This is a genomic window from Sinorhizobium sp. NFACC03 (assembly GCF_900103435.1).
Classification (GTDB): domain Bacteria; phylum Pseudomonadota; class Alphaproteobacteria; order Rhizobiales; family Rhizobiaceae; genus Ensifer.
Genome location: NZ_FMXF01000043.1, coordinates 1 through 22,148 on the forward strand (window position 1 = coordinate 1; position 22,148 = coordinate 22,148).

The following is a 22,148-nucleotide window of genomic DNA, read 5'->3' on the forward strand; positions in this document are numbered from 1 at the left end:
ATGGGCGAACGGATCAAGGGGCTGACGATCGACGACGCGCTGAAGGCCGGCACCCATATCGGCCCGGTGGTCGATGAGGGCCAGCTCAACCAGGACACCGACTATATCGCCATCGGCAAACAGGAGGGCGCGAAGCTCGCCTTTGGCGGCGAGCTGATGAAGCGCGACACGCCCGGCTTCTACCTGCAGCCAGCGCTGTTCACCGAGGCGACCAATCAGATGCGCATTTCGCGGGAAGAGATCTTCGGGCCGGTGGCGTCCGTCATCCGCGTCCGGGACTACGACGAGGCGCTCGCGGTGGCCAACGACACCCCCTTCGGCCTGTCCTCCGGGATCGCCACCACCAGCCTGAAACATGCGACCCATTTCAAGCGCAATGCCGAGGCCGGCATGGTCATGGTCAACCTGCCGACCGCCGGCGTCGATTTCCACGTGCCCTTTGGCGGCCGCAAGGGCTCGTCCCATGGCTCGCGCGAGCAGGGCCGCTACGCCGCCGAGTTCCACACAACAGTCAAGACGGCCTACACCTTGGCTTAAGCGGGAATGTTTAGGTTGAGGCGCGCCACCTTGAGTTCATTCGAGGCAAGGGGGGAGGGGCCGACGGTTCGGTTCCCTTCAAGGCGATAGATTCGTGGTTGGCTTCGGTCATTTTGTTCGCATCGAAATCTGGGCAGCATCCTGAAGTGCACACTCCAATCTCAGTACCGCAGTTAATGCGTCGTGAGGGTCCGCGCTAGGACAATTGCTTCCATGCTGATTCCCTAAAGGGCAATATCTGCGCCCGCTAGTACAGTGTAGAATACATATGGAAGAGTGGAGATGCCCTCTTTCGGCAAGTCGAGAGGCAAATATGCGCGCCACGAAGCGCCATGTCCTGTCCATTTTGCTGCGTCACAACTTGGAGATCTCCGAATTGTCTCTCGTTTTGCTTTGACACGTCTTTCAACCAACGTAGCCCTCCACGCGGAGGCCCTTGAGGGAGGCATCAGAAATGAGACGAACTGCAAAGATCTTCACAGAGGCGGCTGCCGTCGCCGGCAGCCTGCTGGCGAGTACCGCTATGCACGCGCAGGAGACCCGGAAACCCAACATCCTCTTCATCATGGGTGACGACAGCATGTCCCCAGGGCCGCAGACGGCGCAGCGATGAGCGATGTCATCCAAGCAGGCCGTGACGAACCACGCTGGCCTCCGGTGGTGGCGATCCTTGCGGTATTCGCCTTCTTGGAGGTGCTGCCGCACCACGTTTATGCCATGCCGCGATGGATATCGTACGTGGTTCTGGTAGCAGCTATCGTTCCAATGGTCCTAGTAACGCTATCGACCGACAACGCTGTGTGGCTACGGATCGAGCACGTCGCCGTCATGCTGCTTGCCAGCGTCTACGCGGGGAATACGGCGGCGGAACTCGGAGATATGGTCGGGATCATCACCCTGCACCCTCCCGAGACGCGCTCAGTGTCGCTCTTGACGTCGTCATTTACCATTTGGGTCACCAACGTTCTCACCTTCTCGCTACTCTACTGGCAGATCGACGCGGGTGGCCCGTCGCGCATCGCGCGTGGGATGGCGGGAAGACCCGACTGGCTGTTTCCCCAGGCGTCGGCTCCCGAACTAGCGCCGCCAGACTGGCGGCCGCACTACGTCGATTACCTGTCGCTGGCGTTCAATACGGCGACCGCTTTCAGTCCCACCGACGTGCTGCCACTCACCCGGCGTGCGAAGGGGCTGATGATGCTCGAAAGTGCCATTTCACTGCTGACACTCGTGCTCGTGGCTGCGCGTGCAGTCAACGTCATTCCGTAGCGCCTCCACGGCGCCGCGGTTGTCCATTCGTGCCGTACCGATCGAAGGTGCCCGTATGTCAGTCGAAGCCGATCAGCTTTCAACAATGATCAATCACGCGGTCGCGCCGGCGTTCATGCTCAATGGCGTCGCGGCGATGGTGGCGGTCCTGGTCAATCGGATTTCCGGCGTAACCGAGCGGATCAGAAACCTCCGCGAGATCGACGACGGTGACGTCGCCCGAGCCCCGCTGAAGAAGGGAATCGGGGAACTGAGGCGGCGTGAACGCCTCTTAAACAGCGCATTGTACCTGGCGTTGCTAGCCGGAATCGGCGTGACGCTTCTGCTCCTCTTCGGCTTCGTCGTAGCCTTTTTGGGATATCGTCACGAACCGGGCGCCGCCGTACTATTCGTTGCGGCACTCTGCTTCTTGGCGGGGTCGCTCTTCCGATTCCTGCAGGACATCCGGCTGTCGCAAGGTGAACACGACGACCGACAGTTGCGATGATCGCCGAAAAGCTCAAGACACTCGCGCCCCTTAGAAGTGGAGGAAGGACCCCCTATGATCGGGCCCTGCTGGACGAGGTCGAAGCGACGTCATCGCGTGCTCCCACGAGCCCGCTACGGCTTGTTGCTGTGATGCTTACGTTTTGGGCTTCCAAAATCGCATAATGTATCAAGTGGAATAGGCAGCCTGTTGGCGCCATGAATTCATACCGATTTGGCGCCTTCACGTGTCCATTAATCGAAGTCCGCGAGGGTGAGGCCGGGATGTTGTTAATGGAAGAGGCTTACGGAACGCATGGAAGTGCCGGCGGATCGGGCCCAGAGGGGCGATCTACTGGCCAATCGAGTTAGCGGGAGATTGATGTTCGATGGCCTGCTGTTGCGATGGCCAAACCGCCTGGAACATCGCGAACATGAAGGCGGTGGTGAGACCGAACAGCAGTAGGCCGGCCAACGACTGCAGCACGCCCATCATCTGCCAGTGCGGCGGCAACGAAACGTTCCCGGTTCCAAAACCTGTCATGGCGCCCAGAGAGTAGAGCATCGCAGATTTTGGATCTGGGATTGCGCCGAGCACGAGATAGGCGAGAGCCCAGCTGGTTGCTTCAATCCCGTGCAACATCACGATCAAGAGTACGGCGGCGTTCATGCCTACCGTGAAGCGGAACATAAATTTGCGCTGGCGATCCATCTCCCGAAGGAGAACCGTGAAGCCATCGTAGATGAACGCCAAGCCGAAGACGTGGATAATGACATTCAACAGAATAAGCGGCAGGCTCCAAGCCCAATCGGTGCCCCACGGTGTCTCGTTGAGAACATTCATGTAATGTTGCCCCTTCCAATCGGATCCATTGAGCCACGACGGTCAACGGCACGCGCAAACAGCGGCAGGCCCTCGGCCCGAAAGCAAGGGCGCTAGCAAACGGGCAGAACCGAACTGCTTATGCTCGTATGCAACCCCAAGGAGGGGCCTAGACCTAGAACCTTAAGGCAAGCCCGAGAATTGGACCCTGCTGGACTGCATCAAACACGAATCCATCGTCTCTATAGTTGACGCCGAGTGCCCTGTAGCCGGCAATCGCCGAAATCCGATCGTTGAATTCGTAGCCGACGCCCAGGGCAATGTCCCAGTCGATGTCAGCCCCACCACCGCCGACCAGCCCCCATCCCGTCAGGTAGACTTCCGGGGTCAGGGAATACTTGCCGCGCAAGCCGACTACGCCGTCAACCCAGGTCGCGCCATCGCTCCTTTCAATGCCGCCAAGGAGGCCGCCATTGAAGCGGATCGTCGTGTCCACCGACCAGACCCTTATGCCGCCAACGACGTCCAGATGTCCCTGCGGCGTATCGATGACGGCGTATCCGGCGCCCAACAGTCCCGAGAAGGTCTCAGAGGTCACATCGACGCTGGTCGCCAGGATGCCGCCGGGCGTATCGCCATCGGCTCCAAGCTTCGTGTAGATGATGTCGCCGATGACGCTGAAGCGACCGTTCCGTGCCTCTCCCGCCGCCATGAAGGCGAAGTCGAGATTTCCGAGAATGTCATCGAAGTTGGCGTCCATGTTCACGGTCGGGAGGCCGAATTGCGAGGTTTCACCCGACAGCCCTGCCATCCAAAAATAGGGTGCGACCGAGAACGACCATCCGCCCTGGCTTTCGACGGTCTGCTGATCCTGGGTGAGCAGAGGAGAAGCGTCGGCGGCAACGGCACTGCCGCCAATCAGCGCCGCGATTGCTGCCGACAGGCCGAGTTTGATGTAGCTGTTCATTGGCTGAACCTTCAGTTTCGGTGCGCGCGACACGCCGGATCACGGTCCACGCTCGGTTTAAACCCGCAGTCGATCGCGATCTTCTGCTTGCTGCCCGACTGGCCCGCTAACCCGCTGACGTGGTGAGCGTAGTTGTCGCGCGTCGCTTGATCGACAACCGCGACTGGCGCGGCGAGAATCAGGCCCGCAGCGTTGCCGGCTGCCACCGCAGCTCCTGTCGTCCCGGCTATGAGGTGATCCCCAAGACCCATCTTGCTGTCCGTCAGCGTCTGGCCTTCGGAAATCCGGGCACCGATCAGTTGAACCACTTGAGGCGATTCTGCGAACTTGCCGTGATGCATGCTGTCCCCGGCCTTCACTTTGGTCAGATCGATGACAGTAATGTCGTTGTCCGCCAGCTCCTGCTTGTAAGGGGCCTGCTCCGGATCAATCGAACCCAGACGAGGAATGTCGCCCCAGACCCGACGCGAAAAGGCCAGCGCCCGGTCGTCCTGCGACACGAAGAGGGTGAATTGCGGGTGCTTGTCGCCCATGTCCTCGATCTGCGAACGGAACACGTCGACGTCGACGTCGGGAGCTGCGAGCATCACGTTCTTGAACTTTGCCGGCAGGCGATCGTTGCGGATGGCCATCTGGCGAAGCGCTTCCAGCGTCAGCCAGTTACCCATCGAATGAGCAAGGATCGACACTTCTTTCACCTCCTTGTCCGCAGCCAGATACTGGAACAGCGATTCCAGCGCATTGCGGGTGTAGTTGGTGCTTTCGCGATCGTAGCCATAGGCCAGCAGGCTACCTCGCGACGGCCATGTCACCAGGACGGGCGCGCTTTTGACCCCGGAATCATGGACGATCTGCGCAAAACGGTAGACGGAGTCCTCGAAGCGATTGTTGAACCCGTGGATGAACACGAGCACGCTGCGGTCTGGGCTCTTCCTGACCGAGGCATTCAGCCACGTCTTGGCTTCGTCCTTCGTCAACTCGTCTGCTTTCAGGGTTGCAAAGTCGGTGACCGGATTGGGGGGAAGCTTCTTCGGCCACGCCACGTCGCCTACCTTGCGAACAGGAGGGATGGATACGGTGATGTCCGCAAACGTTGGAGCTCGCGCCCGTTCACCCGTGAACATTTCGCCCGGCGTTTCCGAGCGGCCACGTGTGGTCGTAATCAGCATATCCACCCGGCTTGCATCGGCTGACGTCTCGGCGATGGGCGTCAGCACGCCTTTGGGATGGCCGCCGCATCCGGAAATTATGACCAGTGGCAGGCAAAGGATTAGCCGCTGCAGGCGGCCTGTTGAAGCGGCGCGTGCATCGCCGATGTCTGAATTGGTCAAAACGCCCCCAAATTTCCGCTGATATCGCTCTAGCAATAATAGACGCCGACGGCGCAGCGCCGCACGGTTCTGCGCGCAACGCCCGCGACGCTCACAGGTGTCAACGGGCGACCGACGCGAGCCTCAGCGGGCTTCACAACGCTGTAGATCCCCAGGATCGATATCTGCTCCGCGGCATCAATCGCCGGAAGCAGCAGCGCCGCAAGAAACAGAACTGCTTTCAGTTTCCCTAGCATGGTCATTTTCCGTCTCCCATGGTCAAGTGATCGGGCAGTTCGTCGATGTTGGCAAGATCCTTTATCTCGACTCTTTTGGCGCCCGTCGCGTTCGCGAAGCTGTAGTCTTGTGCCGCGACGTCGACACTGGTCTTCCAATCAGAAATCTGAATGCTGTATTGCGGAGCCTCGTCGATCTGGCTGGCTGTGATCACGTAGCGGCAGGGACGGGGGGTGTCCCCCTGCGCAATCCAGATCTGCCAATCGACGTTTTTCGCTCGGAAGGCGAGGTGGTCGCATTCGACACCGCCGATCACGCCGCTGCCGAGGTCCTTCACGTCAGTCACACCCTCTAGCAGCCTGTCATAGGCGTCGGGCAGCAGCAGGTCCGCTCCCGGCACTGGCTTTCGAAGTTTTTCGCGCATCTCGTCGACAAGATTTTCGACTGTGCCGAGAACTTCGACTTGGGTGTAGAGGTTGGTGTCCTTGCCGAGGAGCGTCACGGTCTTGCCGTCGAAGACCATTTCGACATTGGCAAAGCCGCCAAACCGCGTGGCGCGCAGTTTGTCCGGCCGCCCCAATTCGATCTTGCCGGAACTCGCCAGCAGCAGTTTCTGATGTTCTCCTGTGACGACTTCCAGGTTTGAGTCGTAGGTGAACGAGATCGCCTTTTGCGAAGCGAGATAGTCTGACATCGCTTTGAGGAGGTTCTTGGCCTCGGCTTCCCCCGCCATGGCTCCTGGTGGCGCCATTAGCCCCAAAGCGAGAGCGAGCTTAGCTGCTAAGAGAGTCGTGTCTTTGCTGTTCATTGGCCCAGTCTCTGGCTTGCATGGTCGGACTCGGTCGCCGTGGCGGCCTGCACCGCAAACTGTAAGTGCCACGGACACCGGACGCCCGTAACCTCTTGTAGGTTCTATGCGGCCCGAGCCGTAGAATCTGCTTATTGCGAAGGCGCTTGGGGCGATGATGCGGGTGCCAATAGCTTCGCTTCTACTTCTTCTTCGCTCGGCACAGGGAGTCCCGCTTTGCGAAGCGACGCGATCATGCGGACGTTGTCTTCCGGCTTGATGTTACGCTTTCTGTGTTCTTCGATGACATTCGAAATATAATCTGGACGCATCTTCACGAAGATCTCTCCTTCGCGCCTCGCATCATCCAACAACCCAGCCTCGGCGTATATGGCGGCTGCTACGAGGTGAAACATCGGAAACTTTTGTAGATCCGTCTTGCGGATGAGGCTCACAGCTTTATCGTGATCGTTCAGCATGTAGGCCGCGAGCGCCCTGGCCCCGTGGTAATAGCTCGCGCCACCCGGATTGAGCGAAAGCGCCTGGTCAAGAAGGTCTGCGCCCCGCTGCCACTGGCCACAGATTGCAAGGCGCGTTCCAAACTCTCCCAGAAGTTCGGTGTCGTTTGGGTTCATTGCCAGCGCCTGCTCGCCAACTTGGAGCGCCTCGGTAAGTTGTTGGTTGAAGTACAGTGCGATCATCAAAGATTGAAGAGCACGGGTGTTTCCCGGTTCCAATTTGATCGCCCGCCGAGCAGAGCGCAATGCCCGCTCAAGCGGCGTCGATTGGCCGGGCCTGAGGTTGAAACGAAAGCGGTCCTCATCGAGGTACACGATGGATGACATTGCCCATCCGGTCGCATAGGTCGGATAACGGGCCACCGAGCTTTCAAGACAGTCTCGGGCGGCCAGGTGGGTCTCTGGGCTCAGTTCCGCACGATAGGCGTAGAAGCGAAGCGTGCAGTCGTAGACGCCGAGATCGTCCGGAGGAGCGCTGGCGGTCTGGGCTTGCGCGATGATGCCGTAAGGTTGAGCAATAGTGGTCGCAACTTTGCTCGCGACGTCGGATTGGATGGCAAAAAGTTCGCGGCTGGTCAGGTCGTCGTCGTAGTTCTGCGACCAGAGGATTGCTCCGTCAGATGTGTCTAACAGGCGAGCCGTCACCCGCACCTTGGAGCCGGATACCCGGACGCCGCCCGCCAGCAAATAACGAGCGCCTAACTCGCCACGGATTTCTGAAGCCCCAACCTCTGGGGAAAGCGACTTCGAGGTCTCGCGACCGAAGACCTTGATTTCCTTGAACCGTGGGAGAGCGGTGAGCAGCTCCTCAGTGAGTCCGGCCGTATAGAGCTGCGTCTGGGGATCGCCCCCGAGATTTGCGAAGGGTGCGATCACCAGCGTCGGCTCGTCGGGGGCTTTGGCGCCGCCGGCCCGCTTTGCCGCCTCGATCACATGGTCGCCAGCCCAGAACGTGAGCGTGGCCAAGCCTGCAACGCCGAAAAGGAAGGCAACAAGCGCGGTCCGCCGGATCCGTGACGGAGATCGGTCTGCCTGTTCGTCATGCTCGCGAACGGTCTCTATCTCGGGGCGCGTTGATGCCGTGCCATTCCAGGCGAACGAAGGCGCATAACGCCCTTTCGGAATATCTATTCTGATGGGGTCTTGCAGGCCGGCGACGAGATAATAGCGCTCGAGCGTGCGCCTCAATCGCCCGGCCTCGATGCGAACGACAGGGTCATCTTGAGTGAAGTCTTCGTTGCGTTTGAATACCTCGATCGCGATCGTGTATCCCTTCAGGCGGTGCGCGCGCCCCGCTAGGGCTTCCTCGACGACATAAGTGAGAAAAGCCGCACCGCGGCCTGTGCGTGGAAACTCCGGACTGGAAACGATGCGCGTGAGCTGGACCCGAATCTCCGCCGGGCTTGGCAGTGACCCTGTCGGGTCCGCTAACCGGTGTGCCCCAGAGATGTCCATCAAGCGCTCCCCACCACGAACGCTAGCCCGCGACAATCACAGATTTAGTTAGCGTCAGTTAGTAAACCTACGCTGCCAACATCGGCTCGTCTAGAAACCAAACCGGATTATGACAGCGATACTTGATATTTTTACCGGGGGGCGCGCGCATCACAGAAGCGGCAAATCCCGGTGTCGAGGAATGACCGATAGTCCGTGTGGAAGCGCGCCGGTATCCCAATTGCGGGCGCTACCCTCCGGGTACAGATTGCTGTCGGGTGGTGAGTTTGTTTCGGTGGCGTAGGTCCAGGCAAGGTCAGAGGCGGCCACCGGGCGACAACTGTGGCTGCCACGCCAGGGAGGCGAATCTGTCTCTCACATCCGCGGCCAGGTCTGAGATTCGCAGACGACCTTCAGAACACACCCCTTCATCTTCAGGGCGTTGCCCGAGACGGTAAGGGAGCCGTCATAGGTCTTGTTTGCATCGGGATCGGTTATTTTCCCTGTATATTCCCCGTCCCTGCCGTGGAAGGTGCCGATCTGCTTGCCTGCGTGCTTGCCAGATCTCAAAGTGATGCAATAGCCTCCACCGCAAGAGGCGATGGCGGCGGTGTCGCCCAACTCTGTCTTCCAATTGCCAACGATCGGGTCTTCTGCCCTCGCGTTATTTGCAACCAGGGTGAGTACCGCGGCTATGGTGAAGATACGCATCATGTTTTCCTATGAAGGGGAAGTTCTGCTGCTCTGAACCTACACCGTGCTTGCCGCTGCCTGCCCGTAACATCTGGTAGGCGCTGTATGTGAAACTGTGTTCATCGTTTGCACGGTGTAGGGCAACCGGCTTTCCACTACACGGAAACTGTAACATACGGTGTCCGAGGGCGGCCCTTGGTTCATCATGTGAGCCCAACGAAAGTTGGTCTGTCAGGCCGCTCCGATGCGGCACTGGCGTTTTGGAGGGGCACTCATGGGATGCGACGTCTCTCTCGCGAAACGATGTTTCGCTGATCGAACCAGCCTGATCGATGAACTTGCCGCCCGCGACGAAAGTTTCCGCGACTTGTGCGATGACTTCGCCACCGCGGATCGTCTCCGGCTGTCGTTTAACAAGACTGCCGTCCCCAATGGGGACGGGCGTCTTGCCGAGTATGTGGAACTCGTGAACAGCCTCCGGGACGAGATAGCGACGGTCCTCGACAACGCTGTCATTGTGCCGTTTCCGTGCCAGGAGAAAGGACGGCGCGGCGGCGGCAGGGGCGTTTGATACTGTAAGATACTTTCCTTTCGGCAAATCCCATAGAGCATCTCGACTTGGCCAACGCCTTGGCCATCGGCCAGGGACGGCCGATCTCAACGCTGTTTTTGATCGGACTTGCAATGACGAACAGGCATGTAGTTATTGGGGCAGCAATACTCCTTACTGCGTTTGGGTTCACCACCGTCGGCCGGGCGGACACCATCAGCTATGCCGATGCCGTGACCATGCTCGCCAACGACTGCGGCTCGGATATCAAGAAATACTGCAAGGGCCTCAACCTCGGCGGCGGCCGCATTCAGACCTGCCTCGAGCAGCACACAGGCAAAGTCTCGCCGACCTGTACTGTGACACTGGCGAACGTGATTAGGTCGATAGGGCAACGCCAGGCGGCGCAGTCATCCTTTGCGACAATCTGCAAACACGACATTGCTCAGTACTGCAAAAGCGTCAAAGGCGAGGGCAATGTCCTTTCCTGCCTGAACAAAGCGACCCGCGTAAACGAGGGGCAATGCGGCCAGGCCATCATCGACGCTGGATGGCGTTGAACCCTTTGGGAACGGGAGTGACAACACGATGAAAAGCATCCGACTTAGCGCCTTGCTGACGATCGGCCTCATACTGTCCGGTGAAGCGTTGGCGCAGGACCTCAATGACACGCAGCTCGTGCGCGCGCTCGGACGGGTGGAAAGCGCGGCGCCCGCAATCGACATCGCGCTTCTGGTGGAGGAGGCATCGGCAAGTGTAGGCAAAGGTGTCGCCAGCCTTCCGAACTGGCAGAGACTCTCCAAGCTGTCGCAATTGATCGTGGATATCGAATTCGAGAACGACTCCGTCGCCATCGAACCAAAGTCCTACCGCACGGTCGGCCTGATCGCCGACGCGTTGCATCATCCCAACCTGCGACGGTACAAATTTCTCGTCGTCGGCCACACGAGCTCGACGGGCGACGCCCGACACAATCTCGAACTCAGCGCGCAGCGCGCCAACGCCATCACAGAGGCGCTTTCGACCACTTTTGCGATCGCACCAGATCGTTTGTATTCGATTGGCGTCGGCGAGGAGTGGCCGCTCGACCCGGCCAAGCCGCAAGGGGCGGAAAACCGACGGGTCCAGTTGATCAATCTCGGTCTCGTCAAATAGCGCCAATGGATATTGCGCGCTTTTAGCTCCGCGAACGTTTGTAGCTTCGATCTACGTTGCAACTCTTCGTCGCCACATCGAACCTGCAGCCGCATTCCAAATACATCTTTCCGGAGGATCGTTATGAACATATCGCGCCGTGAATTAACTGTGGCCGGTCTCGGCCTGATGGCCGCTGGATCTATGGGGTCGTCGGCAACTGCCAACGATGGACTGGTGGCAAATTTGCCGGAAGGTCTCGACGAATTTGCATTGGCCGTCGAGGCCTACATTTACGCCTATCCGCTGGTGACAATGGAGATCACCAGGCGTGTGATCACCAATGTCGCCGCGCCGGAAGGAAGCCGGGCCCCAATGGGACATATCATCAAGCTGCGCCAATATCCGGACGCCAAGTTTCGCGACGTGACGGCGCCGAACGCCGACACGCTCTACACCACCGCATTCTTCGATGTCGGGGATGAGCCTTGGGTGGTTAGCCTCCCCGACCTGAAGGATCGCTATGCCCTGTTTCCGATGTTGGATGGCTGGACGACAGTGTTCGACGTTCCCGGAAAGCGGACCACAGGCACCGGGGCGCAGACTTTCGCGGTCACCGGTCCCGGGTGGGAAGGCACGCTCCCGGAGGGAGTCAAGCAATACAAGTCGCCGACAGGCACCGTCTGGTTGCTAGGGCGCATCTACTGCACGGGCACCCCGGAGGACTACGCCGAAGTCCATAAGCTGCAGGATGAGGTGAAGCTCTACCCCTTGAGCGCATGGGGGAAGGACTGGACGGCGCCCGAGGGCAAGGTTGACCCGGCGATCGACATGAAGACTGCCGTCCGCGAACAAGTCAACAATATGGACGCGATCGAATACTTCACTCTGTTCGCCGAGCTCCTGAAGGGAAACCCGCCGACCGATGCCGACGCACCGATGGTCGCCAAGCTCGCCGAGTTGGGCATCGTTCCCGGCCAGGACTTCGACAAGACCAGGTTCGATCCCGCATTTGTAAAGCGCGTCCCGCAGGTCGGCTTTGCCCGCATCATGTTGCATTTCAAATTCAGCGATGGTGATGTTCAGGACATCGATGGCTGGGGCTTCACGACAAAGACCGGGATTTATGGCACAAATTACATCCAGCGTGCCTTGGTCACTGCGATCGGTCTCGGGGCAAACCGGCCACAGGATGCAATCTACCCAACATCGCTGAAGTCCGACAGCGGCGTGATCAAGCGGGCATACAATGGGTCCGAAAAATATGTTCTGACCTTCAAGAAAGGACTCACGCCGCCCGTTGGCGGGTTCTGGTCGCTGACCATGTACGATGCGGGGTACTTCTTCGTCGACAATCCGCTCAATCGCTACTCGATCAGCGCGCGGCAGCCACTCAAGGCCAACTCGGATGGCTCGATTGACTTGCTGATCCAGCACGAGTCCCCCGGAGCGGACTTGGAATCCAACTGGCTGCCGGCGCCCAAGGGAAAGTTCATCCTGATGATGCGTCTCTATTGGCCCAACGAGGCCAATCCCTCCATCATCGATGGCACGTGGACGATACCGCCAGTGAGAAAGGTCAGCTGATTACGCTAAGGTTTTCGTCCAGCCGGATGAAAGATCGCAAATCCGTGAACGAGGCGCACTAGCGCTGCCTCGTTCATAGATTCCACTACTGAGCCGATGAACGCGGCGATACGACAGCTCAGCTTAGAGCACAGGACTCGCTCGACTTCGCGTCCGGCATGAACATCCTTCAGACGGGAACATCCGGGCTCACCGTCGTTTCGCCAGAGGAGGCCACGCCCGATTCGATCTTTGTTGCGATGCTACGCAAGGACGGAAAGGCATGAGTGGCATGCGTATCCAGGCACACATGTTTGGCGGATGGGATTACGACAAGGGGCTTCTGGCGGATGCCGATTGGGAAAAAACCGCCATTTAGCCGAAATACCACGATCGAGGTGGATCAAACGATGCAAATCAAACTGCAATCTTTGGGTTTGGCGATCACACTTGCGCTAGTGGTGATCGGAGCCTCATCGGCACAGGAACAGCAAAATGCCATCAAGGCTCCAGCGACCAAAACGATTGGATCGGCAAAGCCCCAAGTTGAGCCGTCATTGATCGTACTCAATTCGAAGGGAGCGAGCATGAAGGACGGTAAACTCGTCCTGACCGGGGTATCGCCCAATTCAATCGTTTTTGCCGACCGGCCGGTGCGGGCGGCAGGCCACGTGCTCACGACGCACCTGATTGAAGAATGGGGTTCCGGCAAGGACAGTTTTGCGGCCGATCCTCCCAATGCGACCGTGTCCGTACTTAGCAAGGACGGTAGTGGCGTTGTTGACGCGGTCGTCACATTGGATGCGCCCAACATGGAAGGGGCTGACCTGACTTTCGATGTCAATGTTCTGGAAGGCAGCCTCGAGGGCGGCGACGGGCCGGCGTCGACCTTCATCGACATCATCGGGATGCCACTCACGCCGCGTTCCTTTGCGGGAGTTGCCCGCCGCACTGCATTCCGGGGAGCCTGGTATGGCGGCGCTGTCGCCGGGGCGGCCATGGCAGCACCGTATTATGCGCGGCCAGTCTGCGGTTATTACCCCTATCCGCCTTGCTACTGATCGGGGTCATTGAGGCTCCTGTCGACTGCGTCCCACGGCCAACCAGGGCGAACTCGATTGCTCCGCGGAGAATAATTATGGCGCCACCTGCCACATTGGACGAACAGCCCGCTGAAGCGAGACCTAGAGACTCCCGGCTCGAAAAATTGCTCTTCCGTCTGGAGGCTCAGCGCATCAGTCTGGAATGGGCCTTCCGAGAGATAGGCGGCCGACCGGGCATTGTGTTCGAGATGGGACTGGGACACGGTCGTACCTACGACCACTTGCGCATCCATCTGCCAGAGCGCGAGATCTACGTGCTGGATCGCGAGGTCGACTGTTTCGCCGACTGTACGCCGCCCGAGAATTATTTGCTGCTCGGCGACATCGAGGAGACGCTTGCTGCTGCTGCCACCCGCTTTGGCGGACAGGTCATCCTTGCGCATGCGGATATGGGGTCATATACCCAAGCGCATAATGTCGCGATAAGCGCCAAAGTCAGTCGATGCCTGCCGGCAGTGCTTTCGCCAAACGCCATTGTCCTGTCCGACTTGCCGCTCGACCTTGCGGGGGCCCGGTCGCTACCGCACCCGCCCGGCGCACCCAGAGACACGTATTATCTTTACGTCAACGGGCCTCACACGTCGATCTGATGCTCGATCCGGAGGTCCTTCGTTGTGTCCGCAACGCGAACCAGACCTGGTCCTCGGTTGCGAGCTTCCGCTCTCCAATTGCAACGCGCCGGGAAACCGCTTCAATGTTCAATGACCTAAAACTCTAAACTTCCTCCGAATTTTGGTGGAGTCCGTCCCTCATCGCTCAGCGCCTGCGAAAATGACGACGCGACCGTAGCGGGGGCGTTGGATACTGTAAGCTACTTCACTTTTTGCGATCGCATTGATCATGTCAACGCTGACTAACGACTCGGTTAACGGCTGGGGCAGCCGAGTTCAACGCTGCTTTTCGATCGGACTTGGCATGACGAACAGACTTGCAGTTTTCGGAGGAACAATAGTTCTCACTGTTCTTGCCCTCGAAGGCTTAACGGCGCTGGCAGTCACGTTCTTCCCAGCCCGGATTCATGCGAAAGGAGTCTCTGCATGACACATGCGGAGTTCGTCTTGCACATTCGTCAAACCCATGCTCGCCTTTTTGATCCGAACACGAGCGAGGAAACGTGGTCCCTGTTCCTGACTACCAACACGGGCTGGAACGGATTGATTGAGGAGTATTTACGCCGCGTCGAAGTGTTCCTCAGCAAACACGGGCTGCTTTCCAAGGTCTACATTCGGCAAATAGAGGAAAAATGGGGTGGCCTTCGCTGCTACCTCAGTCCGACGAATGACTTTCGACTGTCGGCAGAAGCGGCCGCTGCGCTTGGTGGGATCTATTACGATATCGCAGACCGTTCCTACCACACTTGTGACGTCTGCGGTGAGACCGGTCGATTGATGTCAAACAACGGCCGCTACCTCACCCGATGCAACGACCACATCGCTGACCGCGGTTCGCAATGGACTGTCGCAAGCCAGGACGGGGGCTTTGAGCACATACGTTGCGAGCGTGGAGGATAATCGAGGAGAAGGAATTGGATACCGCTGGCGACGCATCTAATGGGAACGCCGCCGCCGCGGCTCCGCTGTCCTGGGAGGCCAACCTTGTTGACGGCTTCGACGGCGACAGCTTCTCGCCTATGGGGGGACTCTATTATCGTGACAATGTCGAGCAACGTGCAGGCTCAGTCGAATTTCAGCGCGACGTCACCTTTGGCAGTGCCGGCGCGTTGAAACTAAGCGTCCGGCCGCTCTTTGAGGGCGAAGACGATCGAAGCGAGCGAGCGGAGGTGTGGGAACGCACGGCTCTACGCGTACCCTATGACAAGGCAGTCTGGTACGGCTTTTCGGTCAAGTTTGCCGACCCCATCCCGCAGGGGGACCACCGCCATCTGATCGCCCAATGGAAGCGCGAGATCGGTCCGGAGGCGAGGGGTGACTTCAGTCCTTTCCTGGCACTTCGTCTGGTTCGCGGCCGACTCTTTGCGACCGTCGAGACCACTTTTCCGGTCATACCTCGGCGCTTTTCCTTGTCAAACGGCGCACCGATCCTCACGCCGGTTTTTCTGCGTCCGGGAAAGCGGCAGATGCGTGCGCTGGTCGCCACCGACCCTGGCTGGAGACCACCAGACGGGCGCCTGTTCACGGCCTACACGGATCGCATCACCGTCATACACAGGGGTAATGAGTTGCCGGCGCCGCACAGTGGATGGATTGACTTTGCAGTGATGACCCGGCCCGGACCGGACGGTACCGGGCGCATAGAACTCTTTGCCAACGACCGCTGGGTCGTGACGGTCCGGGGCCATATCGGCCATGACGAACAGGGGCTAGGCTCCCGGCAGTATTTCAAGTTCGGCCCCTACCGCTCGGCATCTCAGGGCGAATGGACGCTCTACTTCGACAACTTTCGCCGCTCCACACGCAGTGAAGATGTTCTCGGACCGGCTGGACTTGCGGCGCTACGCTCAGCAGGCTCGTAGATCCCGGGAGGCGCAACACAAGGATGTCATGGCGCTGGAAATTTTCTCAAAAGTGCCGAAGTAAAATTCCCCAGTCATGCCGAAGTGGGTGGCAGCAATGCGTGAGCATTTTTCGGTGGCCGTCCCCGTGATCTTGGTGGTGGCAAGAAAGCGGGCGGAGTGATGAGGGCAAACCGACGTGCTTTGGCATCAGTTCCGCATGTTGTCGTTGCGGTTATGCCTCATGCACTAACCGCATAGTAGCCATTCGTTTCACTAGCCGTGCCGAATCCCGCTCTGGGAGGTCGGAAGTTGCTCCCGGAGTCAATAATCAACAACCAAGATGGTAGACGTCCAACCGGCTGACTGGTCGCGCGCGACCAATTCCCACTAGCAAAGAACCCAGATGCGATGACGCTGCGCGAACGCTGGATTTGATAACGTCAGTTGCAAGTGGGCTTGTGGCGACCGCCGAGAAGCCGCAGGAAATCCGAAACGACAGATTTGCGGCGACCTCGATCGGTCTGGCTAGGATCATAAGCGGCTGCGCTGGCGACGGTGTTGCCTGCCGCCAGGACTGGATCGTCGCAGTCGGAACCGACTTCAGCGAATTCGCCACAGCACCTCGGGCCCCGCCTCCCTAGAAATCGGCGACCTTACCCCAGGCAGATTTTCGGAAGCGGTCCGGATGGTACGCGCGGGGGTCGACGATTGGCTCATCACCAGTGACGATGTCGGCGATCAGGTGACCGGCGCCGGGACCAATGCCGAAGCCGTGCCCGCTGAAGCCGGCGGCGAGGATGAACCCCGGTATGGCGGCGATTTCGCCGATGCCAGGCACACCGTCCGGCGTGCTGTCGATATAACCCGCCCATGCGGCGGTGATGCTGGTGTTCTTAAGGTCGGGCAGGAGGTCGAGCGCGCGCGAATGGGTGAGGCGAATGGTGTCTTTATCGACTGCAGGATCAAGGATGCGCATGCGCTCCATTGGCGTCGGCGCATCGAGGCGCCAGCGAGTCAGGCTCTCGTGACCGGAACGGAAGCCTTCGATGCCGCCGGGTGCAAGGCTGCGCCAGCGCCGGGCGAACATCGGCAGAAACTGCGGCGCGAAACGCAATTGCTGCGGCGTCGGATCGACACGGCCGCGGCCACTGATGGCGAGCGTGTAGCCGCCGTCCCCGCGGCGCGTCACCGAAACGGCGGCCGTGTGCAGCGCATCCGGAAGGCGGATGGCGCCTGGCGAGACGGCCAGGATTGATGATCGGATTGCGGCTTGGGGAAAGCGGATGCCGAGCTGACGGCAGAAGGAGGAGGCCCAAGCGCCGCCGGCAAGGATCGCCGTCTTCGTGCGGATGATGCCATGCTCGGTAACGACACCAGAAAGGCGACCGCCTTCTGTCTCTATGCCGCGGGCGGCGCAGGACTGATGCACGGTGCCGCCGAGCTTGAGGATCGCACGTGCGACCGCGGGTGCTGCACTTGCCGGATCGGCGGTGCCGTCGGTCGGCGAAAAGACGCCCCCCTTCCACGGCTTTCCGGTGGCGCGGCCGCGTTCTGTCGCCTCGGCTCTGTCGAGCATATACGTTGTGACGCCGAGCGCACGGGCAAAGTCGCGCCAGCGGGCCCAGCCGGCCAGTTCCTCTTCGCTGTTGCTGAGGTAGAACAACCCGCAGCGTCGGAAGCCGGTATCCTCGCCGCTCTCGGCGGCGAAACGCTCCCAAAGATCGAGGCTCTTCGTCGCCATCGGCAATTCGCGGGCGTCCCGGTTCTGCTGGCGGCACCAGCCCCAGTTGCGGCTCGACTGCTCCGCGCCGATCCGGCCCTTCTCGACGACGGCTACCTTTAATCCGCGGCGGGCAAGATAGTAGGCCGCAAACACACCGACAATGCCGCCGCCGATCACCACGGCATCGGCGTCTTCGGGCAACTGCGGCGTTGTGTCGATGAGTTTCAGCGGTGCGGGCATGGCGTGACCTCCGTTACCAGCACAGTCTAACGGCTATTGCGCAATGGCGTTGCCGGACTGCGGCTGGCGCGCAGCAGAAGATTCCGTATTGTGGGAGCAATGCCGCCCTTTCTGCTTTGGCCTGCTGTGCCAAACGAAATCGACACGTCTCATCAGTGTGTTAAGGTCCTAGCTGGGAAAGTCGCAGCACAATCTGCTGCCCCGTTGGCCACGTAGCAAGGGAAAGGCGCGCCATGAAACTCGACCGGATCGACATCAAGATTCTGTACGAACTACAGAAGAATGGCCGCATCACCAATGTGGAACTCGCCGAATTGGTCAACCTGTCGCCGAGCCCCTGTCTGATGCGGGTCAAGAAGCTGCAGTCGGAGGGTTACATTGAGGGCTATTCGGCGCAGATCAACGTCAGCAAGCTCGGGCAGACCCTAACGGTATTTACCGAAATCACGCTGAAGAACCATCGGCAGATCGACTTTGCCCGGTTCCTGGCGGCGATAGACAAGGTCGACAACGTTATGGAATGCCATCTAGTGTCAGGAGGCTACGACTACCTTCTAAAATTCGTCACGGCCGGGATCGGTGAATACCAGACGATCATGGAGCGCCTCACCGACATGGACGTCGGCATCGACAAGTATTTCAGTTTCGTCGTCTTGAAGTCGCCGATAGTCAAGGTGCACATGCCACTGACCAGCCTGTTTCGGATGTAGGATCTTCGGATCGGTTTGCGCCGGCTTGCGCGGCCGACGCTTGCGCTTTGGCCCGCTCCTCCGGAGCCTCACCCGGCAAAGCATGATGTCGTCCGCGTCTCCTTCCGTCCGCCTTCGGGCTGAGGCGATGACAGCAGGTTGGGATGAGCCGGCGCCTCAGCGCCGGCAATAGGCTCGCACGAGCTCCGGATCCTGTTCGAGCCCATCGAGCCACGTGGGATCGAGCCTCGGCACCGACGAGAAGAGCAGTTGCGAATAGGGGTGTTGCGGTGTCTTGACTTTCGCCGGCGTGATTTCCTCTACCTTTCTGCCGCCATACATCACGACGATCTCGTCGCAGATCGCCTCCACCACGGAGAGGTCATGGCTGATGAAGATGTAGGAAAGACCGAGCTCGCGCTGCAATTCCTTGAGGAGATCGATGACGGCGGCCGCGACCACGGTGTCCAGTGCAGAGGTGATCTCGTCGCACAGGATCAGCTTCGGCTCGGCGGCGAGTGCGCGGGCGAAGTTGACGCGCTGCTTCTGGCCGCCCGAGAGCTCCCCCGGGCGGCGATCACGCAGGTTGCGCGGCAGGCGCACCATGTCGAGCAGCTCGTCGATGCGTGCGCTGCGCGCCTTGGCATTCATGCCGTGATAGAAGGCAAGCGGCCGGGCTAAGATTTCCTCGACGGATTTCGCCGGATTAAGCGCCGTATCGGCATATTGGAAGACGATCTGCATTTCGCGCAGTTCATCGCGCGAGCGCCCGCGGGCGCTGCGGCCGAGTTCCTTGCCGTCGAAGACGATCTTGCCGACAGCGGCCGGCAATATGCCGGCGATGGTGCGCGCGAGCGTCGACTTGCCGCAACCGGACTCGCCGATGATACCGAGGTTGCGCCCCTTCTCCACCTTGAGACTGACATGCTCGACGGCGCGCACGAGGGGCAGGCCGTCGGCCTGGGCCTGGCCGTAGCCTGCGACGAGATTTTCGATTTCGAGCAACGGGGCCGGACCACTCTCTGCCGCGCCCGCAGCGCCACGGGGTTTCGGCTCGAAGGCGGCGAGCAGCTCCCGCGTGTAGGGGTGCTTCGCGCCGTCGAGGATCTCTTTGGTGGTGCCGATCTCCTTGGTCTCTCCGCCCTTCAAGACGACGATGCGGTCGGCGATCTGGGCGACCACGGCGAGGTCGTGCGAGACGTAAACGCCGGCGATGCCGCCTTTCTTCATGACCGACTTGAAGGCGCGCAGCACCTCGATCTGCGTCGTCACGTCGAGCGCCGTCGTCGGCTCGTCGAAGATGACGAGCTTCGGGTCGCCGATCAGCGCCATCGCCGCAGAAAGCCGCTGCAACTGGCCGCCGGAGACCTGGTGCGGATAGCGGCTGCCAATCGTTTCGGGCTCAGGCAACGACAACGCCCTGAAAAGCTCGACGGCGCGGAGGCGCGCCTCGTCGGCGGACATAAGCCCATGAATTCGGGTGACCTCGATTACCTGGTCCATGATCGTGGCGGCCGGGTTGAATGCAGCGGCGGCTGATTGCGGTACATAGGTGACCTCGGTGCCGCGCACCCTGGCGCGCTGCTTTTCGCTCAGCGTCACCATGTCCTTTCCGGCGACGGAGACGCTGCCGCCGGAGATGCGACAGCCGGGGCGGGCATGGCCCATCAGCGTGAGCGCGATCGTCGTCTTGCCGGAGCCGCTTTCGCCGATCAGCGCCACGATCTCGCCCTCGGCAATGTCGAAGCTGACGCCGTTGATGATCTCGACGCGTCGGCCGGAATCGGTGGTGGCTTCGACCTTCAGGTCACGGATTTCTACGAGATTGACCATCATTCGCTCCGATCGCGGATCTTCTTTGGCAGGTTGTCGATCAGCAGGTTGACGCTGATGGTGAGGCTGGCGATCGCAAAGGAGGGAGCCATCACCGCCGGTGCGCCAAAGGGCAGGCCGCCGATGTTCTCGCGCACGAGAGCCCCCCAGTCGGCATAGGGCGGCTGGACGCCAAGGCCGAGGAAGGAGAGGCCGGAGAGCAGGAGAACGATGAAGACGAAGCGGATGCCGAGGTCGGCAAGTACCGGTCCGACGATGTTCGGCAGGATTTCCGAGCGGATCAGATAAAGGGTACTTTCGCCTCGGATGCGAGCGACGGTGATGAAATCCATCGCGTTGATGTTGACGGCAAGCGCGCGGGCGAAACGGTACGCGCCGGGGATATAGATCACCGACAGCGTCAGGATCAGCACGGGAATGGAGGAGCCGACGGCAGCGACGATCACAAGGCCGAACAGCTTGCTCGGGATCGAGCTGAGGGCGTCGAGGAAGCGGCTCAGGACCGTGTCGAGCCAGCCGCCGGCGACCGCTGCGATCATGCCGAGCGTCACGCCGCTGAAGCAGGCGATCGTAACTGCCGCAAGCGAGATGCCGACCGTGTAGCGGGCGCCCATCAGGATTCGCGAGAGCATGTCGCGGCCGAGATAATCGGAGCCGAGCCAGAAGTCGCGGCTCATCGGGCCGAAGTAATCGAGGTCGACAATCTCGCCGACAGGGTAGGGGATGATCAGCGGCGCGAAGATCGCGATCAACACCCATAAAAGGATGACCGAGAGACCGACCATGCCGATGATGTTGAAGCGATAGCCGAGCCGGGTTCCGGAAATCCGGTCAGACTTGGTCTCAGAACTGGTCATTGTCATCGGAGCCTCGGATTGGAAAGGATGGCTATGATATCGGCGGCCGTGATCAGGAGCAGGTAGCCGAGGCAGAAGATCATCGCGCAACTCTGGATCAGCGGTAGGTCGCGAGTGGCGACGGCGTCGACCATCAGCTTGGCAATACCTGGATAGTTGAAGATCGTCTCGACAATGATGACACCGCCGAGCAGGTATGAGAGCGAAAGCGCGACCGCGTTGACAATCGGGCCCAGAGCGTTCGGCAGCGCATGCCGAAACACGATGCGCGGCCGCGAGGCGCCCTTGAGCAACGCCATCTCCACATAGGGCGTGTTGAGCGTCTCGATCACCGCTGCCCGGGTCATGCGGATCATTTGCGCCGAGATGACGAAGGTAAGGGTGATCACCGGCATGGCATAGATGCGCAGGAGGTCTGTCAGCGAGGTGACTTCGTTCGCGAAGGAGAGCGCAGGCAGCCATTTCAGGTAGACGGCGAAGATCAACACCGCGGAGGTCGCGATCATGAATTCCGGCACTGAGATGACGCCGATCGTCAACACGGTGACGGCGCGGTCGTACAGCGAGCCACGTAGCATCGCCGCGGTGATGCCGAGCGTCAGCGCGATCGGCACGGAAAAGAGCGCGGTGACGCCCGCGAGCTGCAGCGTGTTGATGAAACGCCCCCCGATCAGATCCGCGACCGGCATCTCATTGGCATAGGAGGTGCCGAGGTCGCCCTGCAGCAAACCAACGATCCAGCGCAGGAAACGGAAGATCGCCGGGTCGTCGAGATGCATGGCCTTGCGCAGACCTTCGACTGCCTCCGGCGTGGCGGCCTGGCCAAGCAGGATCGTCGCTGTGTCTCCCGGCAGGAGCGTCGTCGCGAAGAACACGGCGAAGGAGACGATCACCAGCGTGATCAAGGCGATGAGCAATCTGCTCAGCACGAGTGATAGGACACGGTTGTTCACGCGCG

At 60.1% G+C, this 22,148-nt stretch carries 24 protein-coding genes; 13 read left to right on the forward strand and 11 right to left on the reverse strand.

Features of this window, described 5'->3' with window-relative positions:
- From BLU35_RS31355 to BLU35_RS31365, 4 genes are all read left to right on the forward strand, one after another.
- A partial coding sequence (locus BLU35_RS31355; protein ID WP_143033029.1) for an aldehyde dehydrogenase family protein occupies positions 1–537 on the forward strand: 537 nt, incomplete at its 5' end.
- A gap of 454 nt (positions 538–991) precedes the next feature.
- Positions 992–1,150, forward strand: coding sequence for a hypothetical protein (locus tag BLU35_RS35805; protein ID WP_176907517.1), 159 nt, complete (start codon positions 992–994; stop codon positions 1,148–1,150).
- Positions 1,147–1,806, forward strand: coding sequence for a hypothetical protein (locus tag BLU35_RS31360; protein ID WP_093236036.1), 660 nt, complete (start codon positions 1,147–1,149; stop codon positions 1,804–1,806). Before BLU35_RS35805 ends, BLU35_RS31360 begins: the two co-directional genes overlap by 4 nt.
- Before the next feature lie 55 nt (positions 1,807–1,861).
- Positions 1,862–2,293 (forward strand): DUF2721 domain-containing protein, encoded by a 432-nt coding sequence (locus BLU35_RS31365; protein ID WP_093236037.1) that lies wholly within the window; start codon positions 1,862–1,864, stop codon positions 2,291–2,293.
- A 330-nt stretch (positions 2,294–2,623) separates the two neighbouring features.
- Here BLU35_RS31365 and BLU35_RS31370 read toward each other — a convergent pair whose 3' ends face one another.
- The 7 genes from BLU35_RS31370 to BLU35_RS31400 all read right to left on the reverse strand — a co-directional run bounded on the left by BLU35_RS31370 (position 2,624) and on the right by BLU35_RS31400 (position 9,061).
- On the reverse strand, positions 2,624–3,115 hold the full coding sequence (locus tag BLU35_RS31370) for a hypothetical protein (protein WP_093236038.1): 492 nt from the start codon (positions 3,113–3,115) through the stop codon (positions 2,624–2,626).
- A 154-nt stretch (positions 3,116–3,269) separates the two neighbouring features.
- Positions 3,270–4,061 carry a hypothetical protein gene (locus BLU35_RS31375; RefSeq protein ID WP_093236039.1) on the reverse strand — a complete coding sequence of 264 codons (792 nt, stop codon included), beginning with the start codon at positions 4,059–4,061 and terminating at the stop codon, positions 3,270–3,272.
- A gap of 11 nt (positions 4,062–4,072) precedes the next feature.
- On the reverse strand, positions 4,073–5,344 hold the full coding sequence (locus BLU35_RS31380; protein ID WP_502688197.1) for an alpha/beta hydrolase: 1,272 nt from the start codon (positions 5,342–5,344) through the stop codon (positions 4,073–4,075).
- Between the two features lie 77 nt (positions 5,345–5,421).
- Positions 5,422–5,634 carry a hypothetical protein gene (locus tag BLU35_RS31385; RefSeq protein WP_093236041.1) on the reverse strand — a complete coding sequence of 71 codons (213 nt, stop codon included), beginning with the start codon at positions 5,632–5,634 and terminating at the stop codon, positions 5,422–5,424.
- On the reverse strand, positions 5,631–6,416 hold the full coding sequence (locus BLU35_RS31390) for a DUF2092 domain-containing protein (RefSeq protein WP_093236042.1): 786 nt from the start codon (positions 6,414–6,416) through the stop codon (positions 5,631–5,633). The genes BLU35_RS31385 and BLU35_RS31390 overlap by 4 nt, the downstream gene beginning before the upstream one ends.
- A gap of 131 nt (positions 6,417–6,547) precedes the next feature.
- A complete protein-coding gene (locus BLU35_RS31395) occupies positions 6,548–8,368 on the reverse strand; it encodes an adenylate cyclase (protein ID WP_093236043.1) in 1,821 nt (606 codons plus the stop codon).
- Between the two features lie 354 nt (positions 8,369–8,722).
- The gene (locus BLU35_RS31400) at positions 8,723–9,061 is read right to left on the reverse strand and encodes a DUF2147 domain-containing protein (protein WP_093236044.1); all 339 of its coding nucleotides are present in this window, start codon (positions 9,059–9,061) and stop codon (positions 8,723–8,725) included.
- Positions 9,062–9,314: 253 nt separating this feature from the next.
- On the opposite strand from BLU35_RS31400, the gene BLU35_RS31405 reads away from it, so the two are divergent.
- The 8 genes from BLU35_RS31405 (at position 9,315) to BLU35_RS31445 (ending at position 15,866) form a co-directional block, all read left to right on the forward strand.
- Positions 9,315–9,611: a hypothetical protein gene (locus tag BLU35_RS31405; RefSeq protein ID WP_093236045.1), complete on the forward strand. Its 297-nt coding sequence runs from the start codon at positions 9,315–9,317 to the stop codon at positions 9,609–9,611.
- 113 nt (positions 9,612–9,724) lie between these two features.
- Positions 9,725–10,150, forward strand: coding sequence for a cysteine rich repeat-containing protein (locus BLU35_RS31410; RefSeq protein WP_093236073.1), 426 nt, complete (start codon positions 9,725–9,727; stop codon positions 10,148–10,150).
- A gap of 28 nt (positions 10,151–10,178) precedes the next feature.
- Complete coding sequence (locus BLU35_RS31415) at positions 10,179–10,745, forward strand: OmpA family protein (protein WP_093236046.1); 567 nt, start codon at positions 10,179–10,181, stop codon at positions 10,743–10,745.
- A 123-nt stretch (positions 10,746–10,868) separates the two neighbouring features.
- Positions 10,869–12,311, forward strand: a complete 1,443-nt coding sequence (locus tag BLU35_RS31420; protein WP_093236047.1) for a DUF1254 domain-containing protein — start codon at positions 10,869–10,871, stop codon at positions 12,309–12,311.
- 389 nt (positions 12,312–12,700) lie between these two features.
- The gene (locus BLU35_RS31430) at positions 12,701–13,351 is read left to right on the forward strand and encodes a hypothetical protein (RefSeq protein ID WP_176907519.1); all 651 of its coding nucleotides are present in this window, start codon (positions 12,701–12,703) and stop codon (positions 13,349–13,351) included.
- 77 nt (positions 13,352–13,428) lie between these two features.
- Positions 13,429–13,983 (forward strand): class I SAM-dependent methyltransferase, encoded by a 555-nt coding sequence (locus tag BLU35_RS31435; RefSeq protein ID WP_093236048.1) that lies wholly within the window; start codon positions 13,429–13,431, stop codon positions 13,981–13,983.
- A 447-nt stretch (positions 13,984–14,430) separates the two neighbouring features.
- A complete protein-coding gene (locus BLU35_RS31440) occupies positions 14,431–14,904 on the forward strand; it encodes a hypothetical protein (RefSeq protein ID WP_093236049.1) in 474 nt (157 codons plus the stop codon).
- Positions 14,905–15,023: 119 nt separating this feature from the next.
- Positions 15,024–15,866 carry a polysaccharide lyase family 20 protein gene (locus tag BLU35_RS31445; protein ID WP_093236075.1) on the forward strand — a complete coding sequence of 281 codons (843 nt, stop codon included), beginning with the start codon at positions 15,024–15,026 and terminating at the stop codon, positions 15,864–15,866.
- Between the two features lie 619 nt (positions 15,867–16,485).
- On the opposite strand, the gene BLU35_RS31455 is transcribed toward BLU35_RS31445, so the two are convergent.
- Positions 16,486–17,811: an NAD(P)/FAD-dependent oxidoreductase gene (locus BLU35_RS31455; RefSeq protein ID WP_093236051.1), complete on the reverse strand. Its 1,326-nt coding sequence runs from the start codon at positions 17,809–17,811 to the stop codon at positions 16,486–16,488.
- 233 nt (positions 17,812–18,044) lie between these two features.
- On the opposite strand from BLU35_RS31455, the gene BLU35_RS31460 reads away from it, so the two are divergent.
- Positions 18,045–18,521: an Lrp/AsnC family transcriptional regulator gene (locus BLU35_RS31460; RefSeq protein WP_057249969.1), complete on the forward strand. Its 477-nt coding sequence runs from the start codon at positions 18,045–18,047 to the stop codon at positions 18,519–18,521.
- 156 nt (positions 18,522–18,677) lie between these two features.
- Here the strand turns inward: BLU35_RS31460 and BLU35_RS31465 are convergent, their stop codons facing one another.
- Genes BLU35_RS31465 through BLU35_RS31475 form a run of 3 tightly spaced genes read right to left on the reverse strand, consistent with a single transcriptional unit; the run spans position 18,678 to position 22,143 of the window.
- Positions 18,678–20,333: an ABC transporter ATP-binding protein gene (locus tag BLU35_RS31465; RefSeq protein ID WP_093236052.1), complete on the reverse strand. Its 1,656-nt coding sequence runs from the start codon at positions 20,331–20,333 to the stop codon at positions 18,678–18,680.
- Entirely contained in the window at positions 20,333–21,196 is an 864-nt protein-coding gene (locus BLU35_RS31470; protein ID WP_093236053.1) for an ABC transporter permease, read from the reverse strand. Before BLU35_RS31470 ends, BLU35_RS31465 begins: the two co-directional genes overlap by 1 nt.
- On the reverse strand, positions 21,193–22,143 hold the full coding sequence (locus BLU35_RS31475; protein WP_057249974.1) for an ABC transporter permease: 951 nt from the start codon (positions 22,141–22,143) through the stop codon (positions 21,193–21,195). Before BLU35_RS31475 ends, BLU35_RS31470 begins: the two co-directional genes overlap by 4 nt.
- Positions 22,144–22,148 lie beyond the last annotated feature (5 nt).

Excerpts from the sequence above, each read along its gene's own strand:
- BLU35_RS35805 (WP_176907517.1), top strand. The coding sequence starts at position 992 with ATGAGACGAACTGCAAAGATCTTCACAGAGGCGGCTGCCGTCGCCGGC.
- BLU35_RS31360 (WP_093236036.1), top strand. The coding sequence starts at position 1,147 with ATGAGCGATGTCATCCAAGCAGGCCGTGACGAACCACGCTGGCCTCCG.
- BLU35_RS31365 (WP_093236037.1), top strand. The coding sequence starts at position 1,862 with ATGTCAGTCGAAGCCGATCAGCTTTCAACAATGATCAATCACGCGGTC.
- BLU35_RS31370 (WP_093236038.1), bottom strand. The coding sequence starts at position 3,115 with ATGAATGTTCTCAACGAGACACCGTGGGGCACCGATTGGGCTTGGAGC.
- BLU35_RS31375 (WP_093236039.1), bottom strand. The coding sequence starts at position 4,061 with ATGAACAGCTACATCAAACTCGGCCTGTCGGCAGCAATCGCGGCGCTG.
- BLU35_RS31385 (WP_093236041.1), bottom strand. The coding sequence starts at position 5,634 with ATGACCATGCTAGGGAAACTGAAAGCAGTTCTGTTTCTTGCGGCGCTG.
- BLU35_RS31390 (WP_093236042.1), bottom strand. The coding sequence starts at position 6,416 with ATGAACAGCAAAGACACGACTCTCTTAGCAGCTAAGCTCGCTCTCGCT.
- BLU35_RS31395 (WP_093236043.1), bottom strand. The coding sequence starts at position 8,368 with ATGGACATCTCTGGGGCACACCGGTTAGCGGACCCGACAGGGTCACTG.
- BLU35_RS31400 (WP_093236044.1), bottom strand. The coding sequence starts at position 9,061 with ATGATGCGTATCTTCACCATAGCCGCGGTACTCACCCTGGTTGCAAAT.
- BLU35_RS31405 (WP_093236045.1), top strand. The coding sequence starts at position 9,315 with ATGGGATGCGACGTCTCTCTCGCGAAACGATGTTTCGCTGATCGAACC.
- BLU35_RS31410 (WP_093236073.1), top strand. The coding sequence starts at position 9,725 with ATGACGAACAGGCATGTAGTTATTGGGGCAGCAATACTCCTTACTGCG.
- BLU35_RS31415 (WP_093236046.1), top strand. The coding sequence starts at position 10,179 with ATGAAAAGCATCCGACTTAGCGCCTTGCTGACGATCGGCCTCATACTG.
- BLU35_RS31420 (WP_093236047.1), top strand. The coding sequence starts at position 10,869 with ATGAACATATCGCGCCGTGAATTAACTGTGGCCGGTCTCGGCCTGATG.
- BLU35_RS31430 (WP_176907519.1), top strand. The coding sequence starts at position 12,701 with ATGCAAATCAAACTGCAATCTTTGGGTTTGGCGATCACACTTGCGCTA.
- BLU35_RS31435 (WP_093236048.1), top strand. The coding sequence starts at position 13,429 with ATGGCGCCACCTGCCACATTGGACGAACAGCCCGCTGAAGCGAGACCT.
- BLU35_RS31440 (WP_093236049.1), top strand. The coding sequence starts at position 14,431 with ATGACACATGCGGAGTTCGTCTTGCACATTCGTCAAACCCATGCTCGC.
- BLU35_RS31445 (WP_093236075.1), top strand. The coding sequence starts at position 15,024 with ATGGGGGGACTCTATTATCGTGACAATGTCGAGCAACGTGCAGGCTCA.
- BLU35_RS31455 (WP_093236051.1), bottom strand. The coding sequence starts at position 17,811 with ATGCCCGCACCGCTGAAACTCATCGACACAACGCCGCAGTTGCCCGAA.
- BLU35_RS31460 (WP_057249969.1), top strand. The coding sequence starts at position 18,045 with ATGAAACTCGACCGGATCGACATCAAGATTCTGTACGAACTACAGAAG.
- BLU35_RS31465 (WP_093236052.1), bottom strand. The coding sequence starts at position 20,333 with ATGGTCAATCTCGTAGAAATCCGTGACCTGAAGGTCGAAGCCACCACC.
- BLU35_RS31470 (WP_093236053.1), bottom strand. The coding sequence starts at position 21,196 with ATGACAATGACCAGTTCTGAGACCAAGTCTGACCGGATTTCCGGAACC.